Source organism: Aeromonas sp. S19(2024), from assembly GCF_041402625.1.
GTDB lineage: Bacteria > Pseudomonadota > Gammaproteobacteria > Enterobacterales > Aeromonadaceae > Aeromonas > Aeromonas caviae.
The window spans coordinates 232,826-250,432 of record NZ_JBGLQU010000003.1; the positions used below are offsets into that span (position 1 = coordinate 232,826).

Below are 17,607 nucleotides of genomic sequence, written 5' to 3' on the forward strand. Positions count from 1 at the left end.
CAAACATGATGTTGGATAAACTACGCGAAGGGGCGCAGGGCAAGGTAGCCAAGGTTATCTTGGGCCTGATCATCCTCTCCTTTGCCTTGGCCGGCGTAGGCAGCTACCTGAATGGCCCGGCACGTACCGCCCCCGCCACCGTCAACGGCAATGACATCAGTGCCCCCGCACTGGAGAATGCCTACCGCAATGAGCGGGCCCGCATGGAATCCCAAATGGGTGAGGCCTTCAACCAGCTGGCCGCCAATCCCGATTACATGAAACAGTTCCGCCGTGGCGTGCTGGACCGTCTGATCGATCAGGCGCTGATCGATGACAAGGCCCGCTCCCTGGGTCTGCGCGTCAGCGATGAGCAGATCAAGCAGGCCATCGTCGCCATGCCCGAGTTTGCCGAGAACGGCAAGTTCAGCAATGACCGCTACCTGCAGCTCATTCGCCGTGCCGGCATGACCCCCGAGATGTTCCGCGACTCCCTGCGCCAGGACATGGTGCGCCAGCAATTGATGGGCGCCGTGCTGGGATCGGAGTTCGCCCTCAAGGGTGAAGCCGAGCAACTGGATCGTCTCTACAACCAGACCCGTGACCTGCGCCTGATCCGTCTGGCCGCTTCCGCCTATGTGGACGGGATCGAGGTGAGCGATGCCGAGGTGGAGCAGTTCTACAAGGCCAACAGCGCTCGTTTCATGAACGACGAGACGGTCAAGGTCGACTATCTGCTGCTCGATGCCGCGAACCTTGGCAAGAACATCAAGGTCACCGAGCAGGATGCCCAGGATTACTACGACCAGCATCAGGATCTGTTCCAGCGTCCCGAGCGCCGTCAGGTGGCGCACATCCTGATCCCGTTTGGCAAGGATGAAAAGGCCGCCGAGCAGAAAGCCGAGGCCGTGCTGGCCAAGGCCAAGGCAGGTGACGATTTCGCCGCGCTGGCCAAGGCCGACTCCTCCGATACCTTCTCCGCGAAGAAGGGCGGGGAGCTCGACTGGTTCGAGAAAGGGGTGATGGATCCTGCCTTCGAGAAAGCCGCGTTCGCGCTGGCCAAGGCTGGCGATCTCTCCGCCGTGGTGAAGAGTCCGTTCGGCTTCCACATCATCAAGCTGCTGGCCGTCGAACCGGCCAAGACCAAGCCCTTCGTGGACGTGATGAGCGATACCATCGCCCGTCTGCAGTCTGAGAAGGCCAAGGAGCAGTTCTTCGCCGAACAGCAGAAGATGGCCGACAGCAGCTTCGAGAACCCGGACTCCCTGGACTTGACCGCCGAAGCCATGGGCCTTCAGGTGCAGTCCACCGGCTATTTCAGCCAGGCCGATGCGCCGGCACCGCTCAATGATCCCAAGGTGCTCTCCGTGGCGTTCTCCGAACAGCTGCGCGATGACAACACCAACTCCGACGTGATCGAGCTGGCCGACGGCAAGGCGCTGGTGCTGCACATCATGGGTCACCAGCCGAAGGCGGCCAAGCCGCTTGCCGAGGTGAAAGAGCAGGTGATCACCGCCATCAAGCACGACAAGGCCAGTGAAGTGGCCCGTGGCAAGGCCCAGGGTCTGCTGGACAAGCTCAAGGCCGGTGAGAACGTTCAGGTCGACCTGACCGCGCTGGGTCTGAAAGTGGATACCCATACCGGCGTATCCCGTTTCGCCCAGGAGATGGACCAGAACCTGGTGACCCAGGCGTTCCGCATGCCCCATCCGACCGATGGCAAGCCGAGCGTCGAGTTGGTGACCGAAGCCAACGGTGATCGTGTGGTGGTGGCGCTGGACAAGGTCAACGTCATCAAGGAGCCGTCCCAGATGGTGAGCCTGCTGCAAGGTCAGCTGGGTCAGGGCAAGGCACAGGCCGACTACAAGTCGCTGATCGACGAGCTGCGCAAGGCGGCCAAGATCGAATACTTCACCGACGTGGAAGCCACTGTCGAGTAAGTCAGCCTCACGGCCCCAAGTGTGAAAACGGCTCCATGATGGAGCCGTTTTTTTATCTGTACGCGGTACAAGAGGGGGCGGCTACCTGCTCTTGCAGGGATGAGCTAAGTCGTGCATCGTCCTGGTTTGCATCCCGCTCGGCGTTGCCAGCAGGCATAAAAAAACCGGCGCACGAGGCGCCGGTTCTGATCGCTTTGCTTGAAAGCGGAGGATTACACCACACCCTGGGTGCGCAGGTAATCCTCGTAGGTGCCGCCGAAGTCGCGGATGCCGTCTTCGGTCAGTTCCAGGATGCGGGTCGCCAGGGAGGAGACGAACTCGCGGTCGTGGGAGACGAAGATCAGGGTGCCCTTGTACATCTCCAGCGCCAGGTTCAAGGATTCGATGGATTCCATGTCCAGGTGGTTGGTCGGTTCATCCATGATCAGGATGTTGGGGCGCTGCATCATCAGCTTGCCGAACAGCATCCGGCCCTGTTCACCACCGGAAAGCACCTTGACCGGCTTCTTGATGTCGTCCTGGGAGAAGAGCAGACGACCCAGCACGGAGCGCACCGCCTGTTCGTCTTCGTTTTCCTGCTTCCACTGTGCCATCCAGTCGAACACATTGAGATCGGTGTCGAAATCTTCGGCGTGATCCTGGGCGTAGTAGCCGATCTGGGCGTTCTCGGACCACTTGATGGTGCCGGTATCCGGTGCCAGGGCACCGACCAGCGTCTTGATCAGGGTGGACTTACCGATCCCGTTGGTACCCAGGATGGCGACCTTCTCGCCCACTTCCAGCATCATGTTGAGCCCCTTGAACAGGGGACCGTCGCCATAACCCTTGGAGACGCCTTCGATCTCCAGGATGTTGCGGTAGAGCTTCTTGTCCTGCTCGAAGCGGATGAAGGGGTTCTGACGGCTGGAGACCTTCACTTCCTCAATCTTGATCTTGTCGATCTGCTTGAGGCGGGAGGTAGCCTGGCTGGACTTGGAGGCGTTGGCGCTGAAGCGGGAGACGAAGGATTGCAGATCGGCGATCTGGGCCTTCTTCTTGGCGTTGTCGGCCAGCAGGCGCTCGCGGGCCTGGGTGGCAGCCAGCATGTACTCGTCGTAGTTGCCCGGGTAGACCCGCAGCTCGCCGTAGTCCAGATCCGCCATGTGGGTGCAGACGGAGTTCAGGAAGTGACGGTCGTGAGAGATGATGATCATGGTGCTTTCACGATCGTTGAGCACCTGCTCCAGCCAGCGAATGGTGTTGATGTCCAGGTTGTTGGTCGGTTCGTCCAGCAACAGGATGTCGGGGTTGGAGAAGAGCGCCTGCGCCAGCAGTACCCGCAGTTTCCAGCCCGGGGCCACTTCGCTCATCGGGCCGTTGTGCTGCTCGATGGGAATACCGGCACCCAGCAGCAGCTCGCCTGCGCGGGATTCGGCGGTATAGCCATCATATTCGGCGACCAGGCCTTCCAGCTCGGCGGCCTTCATGTAGTCGTCGTCGGTGGCTTCCAGGTTGGCGTAGATGGCATCGCGTTCGGCGATGGCGGCCCACAGCTCGGTGTGGCCCATCATGACCACGTCCAGCACGCGCATCTCTTCGTAGGCGAACTGATCCTGGCGCAGCTTACCGATGCGCTCGTTGACATCCAGGCTCACATTGCCGCCGGTGGGTTCGAGATCGCCGCCGAGGATCTTCATGAAGGTGGACTTGCCACAGCCGTTGGCACCGATGAGGCCGTAGCGGTTGCCGCCGCCAAACTTGACGCTGATGTTCTCAAACAGCGGCTTGGCGCCGAACTGCATGGTGATGTTGTTGCTTGAAAGCACTGGAATGTCCCGGTTGGTCTGTCAAATGGCGCGCATTATGGCACAGATCCCCTGAAAGTTTTAGCAGGAACTGTGATCTGGCCCCATTGCAGGGGGGAAGGTTTCACGACCAGGCCGGCAACGGGCTCCGGCCTCTCTTGCAGAGGGGAGGCGAGGGGCGGTCATGAAAAAAGCCGGCACTGGGCCGGCTTGGATGCGTGGGATGCCACTTAGTGGGCGGAGGCGCCGGAGGCACCGAGCCCGGTCTGGGAGCGGACGAACTGCGGGAAGAACTTCGCATGCTCGTCGGAGGCTGCCTGGGACTTGTCAGTGACCGAGAAGAACCAGATCCCGATGAAGGCCAGCCCCATGGAGAAGAGCGCCGGGTATTCGTAGGGGAAGATCGCCTGGGCATGGCCCAGTACTTTCACCCAGACGGTGGGGCCCAGGATCATCAGGGTCACGGCGCTGATGAGACCGAGCCAGCCGCCATAGACGGCGCCACGGGTGGTCAGGCGGGACCAGAACATGGAGAGGAAGAGCACCGGGAAGTTGCAGCTCGCCGCGATGGAGAACGCCAGGCCCACCATGAAGGCGATGTTCTGCTTCTCGAACAGGATGCCAAGGCCGATGGCGACCACACCCAGTACCAGGGTGGTCATCTTGGAGACGCGCAGCTCGTCGGCCTCGTTGGCCTTGCCTTCCTTGATGACGCAGGCATAGAGGTCGTGAGAGACCGCGGAGGCCCCCGCCAGGGTCAGCCCGGCCACGACAGCCAGTATGGTGGCAAACGCCACGGCGGAGATGAAGCCGAGGAACAGGCTGCCGCCCACCGCATCGGCCAGATGGACCGCCGCCATGTTGGTGCCCCCCAGCAGGGCGCCGGTGGCGTCCTTGAAGTCCGGGTTGGTGCTGACCAGCAGGATGGCGCCAAAGCCGATGATGAAGGTGAGGATGTAGAAGTAGCCGATGAAGCCGGTGGCATAGAACACCGATTTACGGGCTTCCTTGGCATCGCTCACGGTAAAGAAGCGCATCAGGATGTGGGGCAGACCGGCGGTACCGAACATCAGGGCCAGCCCAAGGGAGATGGCGGAGATGGGGTCGGCGACCAGGCCCCCCGGGCTCATGATGGCCGCACCATTGGCATGCACCTTGACCGCTTCGCTGAACAGGGTACCGACGTCGAAGTTGACGGACTTCATCACCATGATGGCCATGAAGGAGGCTCCGGAGAGCAGCATCACCGCCTTGATGATCTGTACCCAGGTGGTGGCCAGCATGCCGCCGAACAGCACATAGAGCACCATCAGGATCCCGACCAGCACCACGGCCACATGGTATTGGAGGCCGAACAGCAGCTCGATGAGCTTGCCGGCACCGACCATCTGGGCGATGAGGTAGAGGGCGACCACCACCAGGGAGCCGCTGGCGGAGAGGCTGCGCACCGAGGTCTGCTTGAGGCGGTAGGAGGCCACGTCGGCAAAGGTGTACTTGCCGAGGTTGCGCAGCCGCTCCGCGATCAGGAACAGGATGATGGGCCAGCCCACCAGGAAGCCGATGGAGTAGATGAGACCGTCGTAGCCCGAGGTATAGACCAGGGCGGAGATGCCGAGGAAGGAGGCGGCGGACATGTAGTCACCGGCGATGGCCAGACCGTTCTGGAAGCCGGTGATGCGCCCGCCGGCGGCGTAGTAGTCGGAAGCCGAGCGGTTGCGCTTGGAGGCCCAGTAGGTGATGAACAGGGTGGCGGCCACGAAGACCACGAACATCACGATGGCCGAGATATTGAGGGGTTGGCGTTGCACCTCGCCGCTGATGGCGTCGGCCGCCAGCAAGGGGGTGGAGATCAGACCTGCCAGCGGCAGCAGAAACTTGCCTTTCATGATTGCGCTCCCTTGAGGATCTTCTGGTTCAGCTCGTCGAACTCGCCGTTGGCACGAAATACGTAGATACCGGTCAGCACGAAGGCCGATACGATGAGACCAATCCCGACCGGGATGCCACGGGTGATGCTGGAGCCTTCGCTCAAGGGGGTGCCAAGCCAGCCCGGTGCAAAGGCGATGAGCAGGATGAACGCCAGGTAGAGCCCCAGCATCAGGATGGAGAGGGTCCAGGCGAAGCGCTGGCGTTTGGCGACCAGTGCCTGGAAGTTGGGATCTTGCTGGATCCGAAGATACGGTTGCTGTTCCATTGCAGTTCTCCATGACAGTGAATGTCAGCGGTGGATGAGGGGTTCCCTACCGGACAGCACGGCTGTCCATGTAAGCAAAATGTGAATTAAATGTTATTTTCGAACAATTAGACTTTGGGATAAGCCAGCGGGCCGCCCTGATGCAGGCGTACAAAGACAAGGGCGGCGGTGACGGCATCGCTCAGGGCGTCGTGGGGGGGCAGGGCTGGCAGCGCCAGATGGCGACAGATCGCGGCCAGGTGCAGATCGATGGCGGCATCGGGATAGCGGCGATAGAGGTGATCGTGATAGAGGCGGCTCACCTCGATGCCGCGCTGGGGCAGGGTGAGCCCCCACAGCCGTTGGCAGGCGAGGTTGAGAATGCGCAGGTCATAGGCGATGTGATATCCCACCAGCTCACGGGGGCCGATGAACTCCAGCAGCGCGCGCAGCGCGGGCTCCAGTGCCATTCCCTGTTGCAGATCCTGATGGCGCAGGCCGTGGATCACCACGGATCCGGCGCTCAGGCTGGCGGGAGCCTGGACCCGGATGGCAAGGGCATCGCCCGTCTCTATCCGGTTGCCCCGGATGCGCACCGCCCCGATGGAGACGATCTCCGCCAGCGCCGGATCCAGGCTGGTGGTCTCGAAGTCCAGCGCCACCCACTCGTCGCCAGCAGGGCGGGCAAAGAGCGGGGCAAACTCCCCCTCCCGAAACGTCCTGCCAAGCCAGCGGCGGCGCCAGTGCATCCACATCGCTATTGCCTAAGACGAAAGTGCAAGGTGAGCCATTGCTGGAACTTCTTCACCTGGTGCAGGGCATGGCGCAGCAGATCCCGCTCTGCGGGGCCGAGGTCTGCCACCCGCACCCGTCCGTCTCCCTCCTGCAACTGACTGCGCAGCCGAAGCCGCATGAACAGCCGGAAGGCCTCCGCCAGATTGGTGCCATAGTCCCGGCTGAGGCGTCCCTGGCCCACCAGGGCCTCGATGCGTCCTGTGGTCGAGGTCTCCAGGATCCCCGCCTCCAGGGAGAGCACCCGGACGCCGTGGACAAGGGGGAAGAGGCCGCCCCGCTTGAGATCCAGCCCCTCCGGGGCTTGCTCCAGTCTGCCAAAGAGGGTGAGGGGGGCGTGAAAGGCGACGGCGGCCCTTGCCATCTCCGCCAGCAGATCCGGCCGGTCGGCGAGGCAGGCCCGCAGGTGGCGGGCGACGGGGGCGAGCCGGGCGCGATCTCCCGTGATGGCCTGGGCATCGGCCAGGGTGGCGAGCCAGAGCAGATCTGCTTCGCTGGCGCGCACACAGGCCTGCTCTATCCCTTGCAGCCAGCCGTCAAGCGGCTTCACCCAGGCCGGGTTGTTGACCATCACCCTGCCCGGGCAAGGGGGATAACCCAGGCGCGCCAGCAGCGCGCTGAAGGCGGCCAGATCCGCCGACTGGGTGGGCCACGGCAGGCCATCCGGCAGGATCAGGGCATTGTCCTGATCGGTTTTCTGGATCTGCTCGCCACGCCCCTCCGACCCCAGCATCAGCAGGCACACCTGCTCTTGCTGCGCCGCGGGGATCACCAGGGAAAAGGCCTTGGCGATCAACTGCTCGTTGATGGTGGCGATGAGCTTCATCAGGAACAGGGTGTGGATCCCCTGGGCAAACAGGGAGCGAATGAGCTGCTGCTGCTCCCGGGCGACCGCCTCGAGGGCGGCCGGGGAGTCGGCGCGGGCGATGCGCAGGGTCAACACATGGGAGTGGGTGGAGAAGAGCCCGAGCACCTGGGTCAAATGTAGGATGCCTGCCACCTCCTGCCCCTGCCAGATGACCAGGCGCTTGATGCGGTGGCGGGTCATCAGCAGCAGGGCATCGAACAGATAGCTCCCCAGTGGCAGACCCGTCAGCGGGGTGGGAGTCAGCACCGCCAGCGGCGCACTGAGCGGCAATCCCTTGAGGGTGAGGGCGTGGAGCAGGGTCTTGCGGGTGGCCAGGCTCAGGCTGCCGTCTGCTCCGGGATAGAGCAGGCAGTCGGTGCCCCTGGCCACCATGGCCTCGGTGGCGGCCAGGAGCGAGAGGCTGCTTTCCACGATGAGCGGCGCCTGCAGATGGTCGGGAGCGATGCGGGTCAGGATGAACTCTGCCAGGTTCTGCTGTCCGAGCTGGCCGCGGCGCTCCTGCTCCCGCTGGCGCTCCGCCAGGGTGGCGGTGAAGTAGCGGGCGATATGGGGGTGCTCGTCGCACAGGGCCAGAAAGACGGGGCGGGGAATGAGCTGGCAGAGGGTATCTTCCAGGGCGGCGAAACGGTGGCGGCAGTGCCCGTCAAACTGGGCACGGACGTCGAACATGTCCCCCTCGCCATAGTCGCCAAAGGATTGATGGGGGGCCGACTCTTCCACGGCCCCCTTGATGATGAGGTAGAGCCCGGCGGGCTCCTCCCCGGCGTGCTGCACCGTCTGGCCCGCGCGAAAGTAGCAGATGCTGAGGTGCTGACCGAGCCGCTGGCGTGCCTCCTCGTCCAGGCCGTCGAACGGTGGACGGGCAAAATTGAACAGAAGTGACATGAGAGGCTCCACCGTGACCATGGGGCCAGTCTGACAAAGGCTCCACCACCGGGCCAGCCGACTTTAGTCGCAGGCCCGGGGCGGCCTCCCTGTACCTGCCCATAACACTCTGGTAACGTTGTGGTATGACCAGTTGAATCAAAGGACGAAGACGGAGATGGAAAAGCCAAGGGTCAAATGGGTGTTTCAGGAGGGGATCGCCGAGGTGATGCTCTGCCGGGGGGACAAGCTCAACGCGCTGGATCGGGCCATGTTCGACGCCATCGACGAGACGCTGAACGCAGTATCCCGGCAAAAAGGGCTGCGGGCCGTGATCCTGCACGGGGAGGGGCGGGCGTTCTGCGCCGGGCTGGATGTGAAATCCATGCTGAAGCAGCCGGTGGCGGCGCTGGAGATCCTCAAGCGCGAGGCGGACGAGGCGACCAACCTGGCCCAGCGGGTGGCCTATGGCTGGCATCAATTGCCGGTGCCCGTGATTGCGGTGACCCAGGGGGTCTGTTTTGGCGGCGGCCTGCAGATAGCGCTCGGCGCCGATTTTCGCTTCAGCACCCCGGATTGCCGCTTCTCGGTGATGGAGATCAAGTGGGGCATCATCCCCGACATGAGCGGCAGCGTCACCCTGCGCAACCTGATGGGGATGGATACTGCCATGGAGCTGGCCATGAGCGGCCGCGAGCTGGATGCCCAGGAGGCCAGGTCCCTCGGGCTGGTGAGCCGGGTCTGCGAGGATCCCCTCGACGCGGCGCGGGAGTTCGCAAGGACCCTGATCACCAAGTCGCCGGACGCGCTGGCGGGGATCAAGCAGCTCTACCATCAGGCCTGGGCCCGCAGCGACGAGGCGATGCTCAAGGAAGAGACCCGGTTGCAGAGGCAGATCCTGGGGCGCCCCAACCAGTGGCGGGCGACCCTCAACAGCCTGTTTCGCTGGCGCCTGCCATTCGGACCGCGCCGCAACGCGCTTTGAACCCCTCACCCATCCAACACAAATGAAAATGGCAGCCGAAGCTGCCATTTTGCATTGTGCCGTCTGATTACTTGGCAACGGAATCCGGGTCCGCCTCGAAGGGGTGGCCGGTTTGCTCGCGCATCAGGTTCACTTCGGCGCGGTTTTCAATCCAGTAGTCCGCGTTCTTGATGCCGAGCTTTTCCGGGTGGAACACGGGATCCAGACCCTTGGCCAGCTGTGCCTCGTAGTCCTTGAGGCAGGCGAAAGCCGGCTTTTGCAGCATCAGGATGGCACCGATGTTGAGCCAGGCCATCAGGCCGACCCCGATGTCACCGAGGCCCCAGGCCAGATCGGCGGTCTTGACGGTGCCGTAGACGGTGGCAGCCATCAGCGCAATCTTCAGCAGGAAGGTGAGCCAGGGGCGGTTAATCTTGCGGTTGACAAAAGCGATGTTGGTTTCAGCGATGTAGTAGTAGGCCACGATGGTGGTGAAGGCGAAGAAGAACAGGGCGATGGCGACGAAGTAGTTGCCAAAGCCTGGCATCATGCTTTCCATGGCGGTCTGTACATAGCCGGGGCCCGCCGCGATGCCGGCGATGCCGGTGTAGAGGGCTGCACCGTCCGGACCCTGCACGTTGTACAGGCCGGTGATGAGCAGCATGAAGCCGGTGGCGGAGCAGACGAACAGGGTGTCGATGTAGACGGAGAACGCCTGCACCAGGCCCTGCTTGGCCGGGTGGCTCACCGCCGCGGCGGAGGAGGCGTGGGGGCCAGTCCCCTGGGCGGCTTCGTTGGAGTAGACCCCGCGCTTGACACCCCACATGATGGCCAGACCCAGAATGGCGCCGAAGCCGGCTTCCATCCCGAAGGCACTCTTCCAGATGAGCAGGATCACGCCCGGCAGTTGGCCGATGTTCAGGGCGATGATGACGCAGGCGACGATGATGTAACCCAGCGCCATGAAGGGCACCACGGTACTGGCGAAATTGGCGATGCGTTTGACGCCGCCGAAGATGATGAAACCGAGCAGCAGCGCCAGACCGGCGGCGGTGACGTTGGGATCGATGTCAAAGGCGGTCTGCAGGCTGGAGCCGATGGAGTTGGCTTGTACGCCCGGCAGCAGCACGCCGCAGGCGAAGATGGTGGCGATGGCGAAGGTCCAGGCATACCACTTCATGCCCAGGCCCTTCTCGATGTAGAAGGCCGGACCGCCTCGGTATTCACCGTTGATCTTCTCCTTGTAGACCTGACCCAGGGTGGACTCCACGAAGGCGGAGCTGGCGCCGAGGAAGGCGACCATCCACATCCAGAACAGGGCGCCCGGGCCGCCGAAGGTGATGGCAGTGGCCACACCGGCGATGTTGCCGGTACCGACGCGACCGGCCAGGGTCATGGAGAGTGCCTGGAAGGAGGAGACACCGGCATCGTTGCCCTTGCCCTGAAACATCAGGCGTATCATGCCTTTCAAGTGACGCAGTTGCAGGAAACGGCTGCGCAGGGAGAAGTAGAGGCCTACCCCCAGACACAGATAAATGAGCGCAGGGCTCCAAATCACGCCATTGATGGCATTGACGATCTCATTCATGTACAACAACTCCTTTGTTGCGCTGTCTTGGCGAGGTCTGTGCCTCGCTCCCTTAACATTGAAATATGCGGTGACCAAGGGGGTCACTCAGGATTGTGCGGGACTTTCGACTGGTTAGTCCGCGGGATTTAACATATCGGTTTGTTCAGGGCCTTCCTAGTGAAAAGTGTTGTGACTTTGTTAATTTGTGAATTGACATTAACAAATGGTGAATGGAACTGGACAAGATTCGGTACATACCCATCATCTGCCACTTTGCCATGCCCAGAGGGCTGATTGAGGTTATGCAAATAGGAGGCCAGGAGTGGCAACAATGGAAAACAGATACATCATTCGCCTCGCCGGGGAGGCGGATGGGGCCGGATTGACGGGGCTGTTTGCCCAGCTGGGCTACCCCAACCCTGACGGGGCGGTCAGCGCCAGGCTGGCCCAGCCCGATCCGGCGCGGGAGGTACTGGTGGCCCTGTGCGAGGGGAGCCCGGTGGGGGTGCTGGTGTGGCATCGCCTGCAGCCCATGCACCTTGCACCAGCCTGGGGCCTGATCTCGGCGCTGGTTGTCGATGAGGGTGCAAGGGGCGGGGGCATCGGGGCCCTGCTGCTGGCGGCGGCAGAGCAGCGGGCGGCAGCCCTGGGGTGCGGCCAGCTGGAGCTCTCCAGCAGCCTCAAGCGCGAAGGGGCGCACCGATTTTATCTGGCGCAAGGGTATTGCGAGCGTCCGAAACGTTTTGTGAAAGCTGTCTGATTGGCAAGAGGAGTCCGTGTGTTCTGGTCCAGGTTGAAAGAGGTATTGGGTGGTGCATCTCCCCGGGAGCCCCGTCTCCCCGAAGAGCAGGAGTGGCGCGAGGCGCTGGCGGCGGTGCCCATCTTGCAGGGGCTTGAAGAAGAAGAGGCGCAGAAGCTGATGGAGCTGGCGCGCCATTTTCTCTCGCGCAAGACCCTCACCCAGATCGGGGTGGAACTGACGCCCCGCCAGCAGGGTGTGCTGGCCCTGCAGGCAGTGCTGCCCATCCTGCACCTGGGGTTCGATTGGTATCGAGGTTTCCACGAGGTGATCATCATCCCCGAGCCCGTGACCCGTCGTCAGGAGGTGCAGGACGAGTTCGGGCTGGTGAGCGAATTTGAAGAGGAGAACGCCGGTGAATCCTGGCCCCAGGGGCCGCTGGTGCTGGCCTGGAGCGAATTGCAGCAGGACGGGGACTGGGACGGATTCAACCTGGTGATCCATGAGCTTGCCCACAAGCTCGACATGCTGGGAGGGGATGCGGACGGTGCACCGCCCCTGCCGCGGGGCATGGATCCCCAGCAATGGACCCGGGCGCTGCAAGGTGCGTTTGACGAGATGAACGATCAGTTGACCAGAGAGGAGGTGACCGAGATAGACCCCTACGCCGCCTCGCACCCCGCCGAATTCTTCGCGGTGTGCAGCGAGAGCTTCTTCACCGATCCGTTGCGTCTGCGCGCCGTCTACCCTGCGGTCTATGACCAGTTCGCCCGCTTCTACGGCCAGGATCCCGCCGCCCGCTACCCGGCCACCCGATTGCTGGCTGGGGATCCCGGAGCGCAGGGCTGACCGGCACTGTGTCCGGGCGGCAGAAACACAAAAGGCACCCGAGGGTGCCTTTTTCGTGACAGCGATGTCGCCGGGTGCTTAGGCAGCGGCTTTGAGCTGGGCGGGAGCGGCTTTCTTCTGCTCGCCGATGGGCAGCACGGTGCGACCGAACTGCTCGTTGATCACGGTGGCCATGGCCAGGTAGATGGCGCTGGCGCCGCAGATGATGCCTTCGAAACCTGCGATGGTGCCGATCAGGGTGCTGCCGGTGAAGTCACGGGCGGCCAGCAGGAAGAACAGCACGGTCAGGGAGGCGAACACGAACTGCTTCACGCGGGGGAAGTTGATGGTGCCTACCAGCATGAACAGGGTGAACATGCCCCACATCAGCAGATACCAGCCCATGTAGGCGTGGGGAGTGGCTTCGGCCAGACCCATGCCCGGCATCATCAGCAGGAACACCAGGCTCCACCAGAAGGTGCCGTAGGAGATGAAGGCGGTGACCCCGAAGGTGTTGCCACGCTTGTACTCCATGATGCCGGCGATGATCTGGGCCAGACCGCCATAGCACAGACCCATGGCCAGGATCATGGCGCTGATGGGGAAGAAACCTGCGTTATGGATGTTCAGCAGAATGGTGGTCATACCGAAACCCATCAGACCCAGAGGGGCAGGGTTGGCCAATTTTTCGCTCACGTGGTGTTCTCCAACAATAGAGGTGGGGTTGATAAAAGACGCGCGATTTTAGGCAGGCTCAGGGTCCCGGGCAAGGGGGGGACACACAGAAATGGTAAAAAAAGAACACGAAAGTTTAAGTGGCCAACCATTCGTGCCATTCAGGTAGACGAGCGGTGAATGAAAAACGTTTTCAACGTTGCAATTTTGTATAAAAGGCACCTTGGCATGAAAGTCGGCAACGACGATGGTGACTGGGATTGGTGAGGGAAACGCGCCCCGGATGGTCGCGTCATGGCGGCTTGATTGAAAAATGAGTTCATATGCCATCAGACCAGAGTGTTTCCCTCCTGTTTGTGGCCCATGGGCCTCCCGTATCGCTTGCCATCGCAGTGTCCGTTGCGCTCCCCATTTTCTCGTCAACCCCGCGCTCGCCACCGTGTTCCCTACACAAGGGCGGGGCGCCAGAGAAACCCGCAAGCGCGCCGTGTTGACTGCCACGGGCGAAAGGGGCGCAAGATTAACGGGCAGGATCAGAGGCTGCCCTTGTCAAAAAGCCAGAGGCGGGATGGGCCATGGGCCCAGATGACAAAAACCAAGACGCAAGAGGGTGAGCCAAGGGATCGCCCTGTGGCCGGAGGCTTCAACATGGCAGACACGGCAGCACCGGTTGCGCTGGTGCAAAAGGGTCAAGACGGGAGGAATGGCGTCATGGGCTAGCCAGGTGAAAAAACTGAGACGCAAGAGGTTGGGCCAAGGGCGCGTTCTGTGGCAGAGAGCCTCAAGATGGAAGAGGCGGCAGAACGAGGGCTCCTGTGAAGACGCTTCTAAATGGAAGGGGGCGCGGGGTTGGCCCTTTGGCGTGCGCGAGAGGGTGTTCAGGATTGGCCCGATTAGACACTGTATATCTAATCGGGCCATCTATTTTGACATGCCGACATGCCGACATGCCGACATGCCGACATGCGGGATAACGGGATAACGAGATCTTTCGAGACGGCTAGCGAGAGATAAATCCTGATGGCAGGGGTCGGGGGAGGTTAGAGAAGGGGAGGCAAGCAGGGATAAGGCAGCTCCACCATGATGTCGCCGCCGCTAGGCACAAAGGGAACAGCAGGGGCAAAGCGCGGGACCAGCCACCGCCCGCTCGCTCCGGCGGGAAAGAAAGGGATGAGAAAGGGCCGAGCAACTGGCGCCGCCCGGTACCTGGGCGGTGGGCAACTTTAATGGCCAGGAAGGCGTTATCCGGTGGGGGTCAGGGGAGGGAGCCCCTCGGGCCATGTGCCGTCGGGGCAAACAAGAGGGGCATCCGGCGGGCGCCGGATCAGTTGTCCAGGGTCAGCACCACCTTGGCTTCCTTGTCCGTCTCCTTCACCTGGCTGTCGAGCACGAAGAGGCGCTCCGGCGCGATGCCCTGGGTATCCACCAGATACTCCTTGGTGTTCTGGGCGCGGCGCATGGCGAGGTTTCGCAGGGACTTGGCGGTGATGAGCTGCTGATCCCGCAGCAGGAGCACCGCCTGGGCGCGCAGGGCCTCGCTCCCTTCATCGAGTCGCAACCGGTCGGCCAGATCCCCGAGATCTTCGTTGAACTTGGCTTCATAGGCCTCTGCCAGTGCGGATTGCATGGCGGGATCCTGCTCCAGCAGCGTCAAATCCACCGGGCTGCCGGTGGTCTTGGCCAGCAGCCGCTCAAGCTTCTGGCGCTGGAGGATGGGGCGCTCTTCGTTGAAGTTGACCTTGCCGCGAATGTTCATGCTGAGCTTGGGCCTCTCCTTGAGGGCCTGCGCGAGGGTGGTCAGCTTGGTCTGCTGGGTCGGGGTCAGGGCGGGATCGCCAGGCAGGAAGGGGAGCTCGTCGAGATCCTTGGTGCCCCCCGTCAAGGACGCAAGCAGGGAGAAGGGGGAGGTGATGGCCTTGCCGAGGGTATTGCCGAGCACGTCCCAGAAGATGTTGCCCAGGCTGAAATCAGGCTGATCCAGATTGCCCTTCACCTTGAGGTTCATCTTGATGACGCCGTTCGAATCGCTCAGCAGGGCGATGGCGAGGCCGAGGGGCAGATCCTTGGCCTGCTCGCTCTTGACCTTCTCCCCGAGTTGCAGCTTCTTGATGGTGATGTCGTTGTCCCCCTCCAGCCGGTTGCCCTGCAGCTTGTAGTTGAGCTTCATGGAGAGCTGCCCCTTGTCGATGGCATAGCCTGCATAGGTGCTGGAGTAGGGGGTGAAGGTGGTGAGCTCCAGGTTGTTGAAGGCCACGGCCACATCCAGCACGGGATCCTCGATGAGCAGGTTGGCGCCCCCCCGGATGGTGACGGGGGCATAGCGGTCCACCTTGCCGTTGAAGGCGAGCTCGGAGCGCTGCCCCGGGGTGTTGCTGATATGGCGGCTCTGGCCGTCGAGGGAGGCGATGTCCACCACGAACTCCGGGCTCAGGCTGCGATCGGCGAAGCGCAGGTTGCCCTGGGCGGTACGGATCTGATCGATGACGATGTGCGGGGCGGGGGCGCTCTCCCTGGCGTTCGCGGCGGGTTGCGGCAGCAGCAGTTGCTGCACGTTGGTGATCCCCTCTTCGTTGATCTCGATGCGGGCATAGGGTTTGCTGAGCAGGATGTCGGCGATGTGCAGTTGCTGGCTCAGGCCATCATAGTGCAGGCCGCTCAATTGCAGATTCTCTATCTGGAGCAGGCGCTGGTTGTCGGCCCGATCCAGCACGTTGAGCCCCGCGACCTCGAGTCCACCGCTTATCTCCAGCTTGCTGATGGCCCCCTGGTGGTCGGTGGCCAGGTCCAGCCTGGTGCGGCTGGCAAGCTCGCCGTCCCGCACGCTGATGCGCAGCAGATCCTGCAGGTAGGGTTGGGCCAGGGTCAGCGGCAGCCCCTGCTGGCGGATGGCGCCGTTCAGGGTGAAGGGGGTCAGCCCCAGGGTGCCGTCAAACGCCACCGTCGTCCTGGTGTCGAGGGCTGCGTTGAGGGTGAGGGGGCTGGGTTGGGCGGTCTGGCTGCCAAGGGGCCCCAGGGTGAGGGCGATGGCGGAGATGGCCCGTTTCAGGGGCTTGCCGCTGGTGGCTTCGGTCAGGGTGAGGCTGCCCTGGTCGATGCGGGTCTGCTTGAGGGCCCATTGCCAGGTCTTGGTGGGGGTGGCCGGTTGTTTGCCCCCCTTGGGGGTCTTCTGGGGGATCAGCAGGTCCGCGAGATCCAGTTGTTGCTGGTGGTCAAGGACGGCGGTGATGGCCGGGCTCTTGAGGGTGGCGGCATCGAGCTCAAGGCGCTGCTTGTTGCCATCGATGCGGATCCCGGTCAGCGCCAACTGCTTGAAGCGGGCAAATTCCTCCCCCTTGTTGCGTGTGAGCTGCCAGTTGGCCAGGGTCAGCTTGCCCTTTGACAACTGCCAGTCCAGTCCCTGCTTGCCCTGGGTGAGGCGATAGGCGAGCTCGGCGCTGGCCTCCCCTTTGGCGAGGGTCGCCTTGAGATAGGGGGCCCAGAGGGGGGCGAAGGGGGCGATGGCCACCTTGCCAAGGCTGAGGTTGCCCTTGCCGGCGCCGCTCATCATGTCGAACTCCCCTTCGGCCTTGAGGGGGCTCTTCTCGTTGACGGTGGCGCTCAGGCGATAGGGGTTGAGCACCCCCTCTGCGGTGGAAAAGCCGGGCAGGTGCAGGGCGAGCTTGTCCAGGGTGAGGGGCGGGACCCACCCCGGGCTGCTCTGCTTGCGGCTGTCCCGGTAGCTGAGCCGGCCCTGCTCGACGGACAGCTTGCCGATGGTCACCAGCACGGGCTCGGCGCTAGCTGGCGGCGTTTGCTCCGCCGCAGGGGCGAGCAGGGAGGCCAGTGCATCGGTCAGGTTGAAGCGTGCCTCCCCCTTGAGATCCTCGAGGCGCACCAGATCTGCCCTGGGGGCGGTCAGGGTGGCCTCTTCCAGTACCAGGGCGCGCTGCTGCCAGCTCGCTTTCAAGGCGGGAATGAGCTTCAGCTCTTCAAATGACACCAGTGCTTGCTGCTTGTCATCGAGCAGGGCGCTGGGCCCCAGCACGAGGGAGGGGGAGCGGATCCCCACCTCTATCTTGCCAAGGGAGAGGTGCAGACCGTAATGGGTGGCAAGCCAGCCGGGGAGATGGCGCTGGATGAGGGTCGGCGCCTGCCAGAGCAGGATGGTGATGCCGATGAGCAGGAGCGCGAGAAGATAGAGGGCATAGCGCAGCAGACGAGCGGGCAGAGGCTTGAGCATGATGGTCTCCATTTGATGCGCATATGGTAGCAATTAATCGTGCCCGGTTCATGGGAAGGACTCATGAGGTGCGCCGCACTCTGACCGGGCTGGGGAATTATTGTGCGACCAAGGCCGGATTTCCCCCGTTTGCCCCACCTCGCCGCTTGCCCAAACCGCCCAGTCTGTCCGGCATGCCGTGACGGGCGATGTGGGGAACAAGGGGGTTGCCG

At 62.8% G+C, this 17,607-nt stretch carries 12 protein-coding genes; 4 read left to right on the forward strand and 8 right to left on the reverse strand.

Annotation, left to right across the window (positions count from 1 at the left end; translation table 11 throughout):
• Nucleotides 1-5: 5 nt before the first annotated feature.
• Entirely contained in the window at nt 6-1,919 is a 1,914-nt protein-coding gene (gene ppiD, locus ACB037_RS08450; protein ID WP_371175186.1) for a peptidylprolyl isomerase, read from the forward strand.
• 212 nt (nt 1,920-2,131) lie between these two features.
• On the opposite strand, the gene ACB037_RS08455 is transcribed toward ppiD, so the two are convergent.
• The 5 genes from ACB037_RS08455 to ACB037_RS08475 form a co-directional block, all read right to left on the reverse strand.
• Nucleotides 2,132-3,724 carry an ABC-F family ATPase gene (locus tag ACB037_RS08455; protein WP_010674576.1) on the reverse strand — a complete coding sequence of 531 codons (1,593 nt, stop codon included), beginning with the start codon at nt 3,722-3,724 and terminating at the stop codon, nt 2,132-2,134.
• 209 nt (nt 3,725-3,933) lie between these two features.
• Entirely contained in the window at nt 3,934-5,589 is a 1,656-nt protein-coding gene (locus tag ACB037_RS08460) for a cation acetate symporter (RefSeq protein ID WP_039039048.1), read from the reverse strand.
• Entirely contained in the window at nt 5,586-5,897 is a 312-nt protein-coding gene (locus ACB037_RS08465) for a DUF485 domain-containing protein (RefSeq protein ID WP_039039049.1), read from the reverse strand. The genes ACB037_RS08460 and ACB037_RS08465 overlap by 4 nt, the downstream gene beginning before the upstream one ends.
• Before the next feature lie 107 nt (nt 5,898-6,004).
• A complete protein-coding gene (locus tag ACB037_RS08470; protein ID WP_029314461.1) occupies nt 6,005-6,631 on the reverse strand; it encodes a 3'-5' exonuclease in 627 nt (208 codons plus the stop codon).
• 2 nt (nt 6,632-6,633) lie between these two features.
• A complete protein-coding gene (locus tag ACB037_RS08475; protein ID WP_371175187.1) occupies nt 6,634-8,421 on the reverse strand; it encodes a putative nucleotidyltransferase substrate binding domain-containing protein in 1,788 nt (595 codons plus the stop codon).
• A gap of 157 nt (nt 8,422-8,578) precedes the next feature.
• Between ACB037_RS08475 and ACB037_RS08480 the strand changes: the two genes are divergently transcribed.
• Nucleotides 8,579-9,385, forward strand: coding sequence for a crotonase/enoyl-CoA hydratase family protein (locus ACB037_RS08480; protein WP_342040682.1), 807 nt, complete (start codon nt 8,579-8,581; stop codon nt 9,383-9,385).
• A gap of 67 nt (nt 9,386-9,452) precedes the next feature.
• On the opposite strand, the gene ACB037_RS08485 is transcribed toward ACB037_RS08480, so the two are convergent.
• The gene (locus ACB037_RS08485; RefSeq protein WP_216944202.1) at nt 9,453-10,952 is read right to left on the reverse strand and encodes a sodium:alanine symporter family protein; all 1,500 of its coding nucleotides are present in this window, start codon (nt 10,950-10,952) and stop codon (nt 9,453-9,455) included.
• 313 nt (nt 10,953-11,265) lie between these two features.
• Between ACB037_RS08485 and ACB037_RS08490 the strand changes: the two genes are divergently transcribed.
• The gene (locus ACB037_RS08490) at nt 11,266-11,694 is read left to right on the forward strand and encodes a GNAT family N-acetyltransferase (RefSeq protein WP_371175188.1); all 429 of its coding nucleotides are present in this window, start codon (nt 11,266-11,268) and stop codon (nt 11,692-11,694) included.
• Between the two features lie 18 nt (nt 11,695-11,712).
• Nucleotides 11,713-12,522 (forward strand): zinc-dependent peptidase, encoded by an 810-nt coding sequence (locus tag ACB037_RS08495; protein WP_103859213.1) that lies wholly within the window; start codon nt 11,713-11,715, stop codon nt 12,520-12,522.
• A 78-nt stretch (nt 12,523-12,600) separates the two neighbouring features.
• Here the strand turns inward: ACB037_RS08495 and ACB037_RS08500 are convergent, their stop codons facing one another.
• Entirely contained in the window at nt 12,601-13,197 is a 597-nt protein-coding gene (locus ACB037_RS08500; RefSeq protein WP_045524779.1) for a GPR1/FUN34/YaaH family transporter, read from the reverse strand.
• Nucleotides 13,198-14,500: 1,303 nt separating this feature from the next.
• The gene (locus ACB037_RS08505; RefSeq protein ID WP_371175189.1) at nt 14,501-17,407 is read right to left on the reverse strand and encodes a DUF748 domain-containing protein; all 2,907 of its coding nucleotides are present in this window, start codon (nt 17,405-17,407) and stop codon (nt 14,501-14,503) included.
• Between the last annotated feature and the right edge of the window lie 200 nt (nt 17,408-17,607).

Coding starts and splice junctions, on each gene's coding strand:
- ACB037_RS08475 (WP_371175187.1), bottom strand. CDS start 8,421: ATGTCACTTCTGTTCAATTTTGCCCGTCCACCGTTCGACGGCCTGGAC.
- ACB037_RS08490 (WP_371175188.1), top strand. CDS start 11,266: ATGGAAAACAGATACATCATTCGCCTCGCCGGGGAGGCGGATGGGGCC.
- ppiD (WP_371175186.1), top strand. CDS start 6: ATGATGTTGGATAAACTACGCGAAGGGGCGCAGGGCAAGGTAGCCAAG.
- ACB037_RS08465 (WP_039039049.1), bottom strand. CDS start 5,897: ATGGAACAGCAACCGTATCTTCGGATCCAGCAAGATCCCAACTTCCAG.
- ACB037_RS08485 (WP_216944202.1), bottom strand. CDS start 10,952: ATGAATGAGATCGTCAATGCCATCAATGGCGTGATTTGGAGCCCTGCG.
- ACB037_RS08505 (WP_371175189.1), bottom strand. CDS start 17,407: ATGGAGACCATCATGCTCAAGCCTCTGCCCGCTCGTCTGCTGCGCTAT.
- ACB037_RS08460 (WP_039039048.1), bottom strand. CDS start 5,589: ATGAAAGGCAAGTTTCTGCTGCCGCTGGCAGGTCTGATCTCCACCCCC.
- ACB037_RS08480 (WP_342040682.1), top strand. CDS start 8,579: ATGGAAAAGCCAAGGGTCAAATGGGTGTTTCAGGAGGGGATCGCCGAG.
- ACB037_RS08470 (WP_029314461.1), bottom strand. CDS start 6,631: ATGTGGATGCACTGGCGCCGCCGCTGGCTTGGCAGGACGTTTCGGGAG.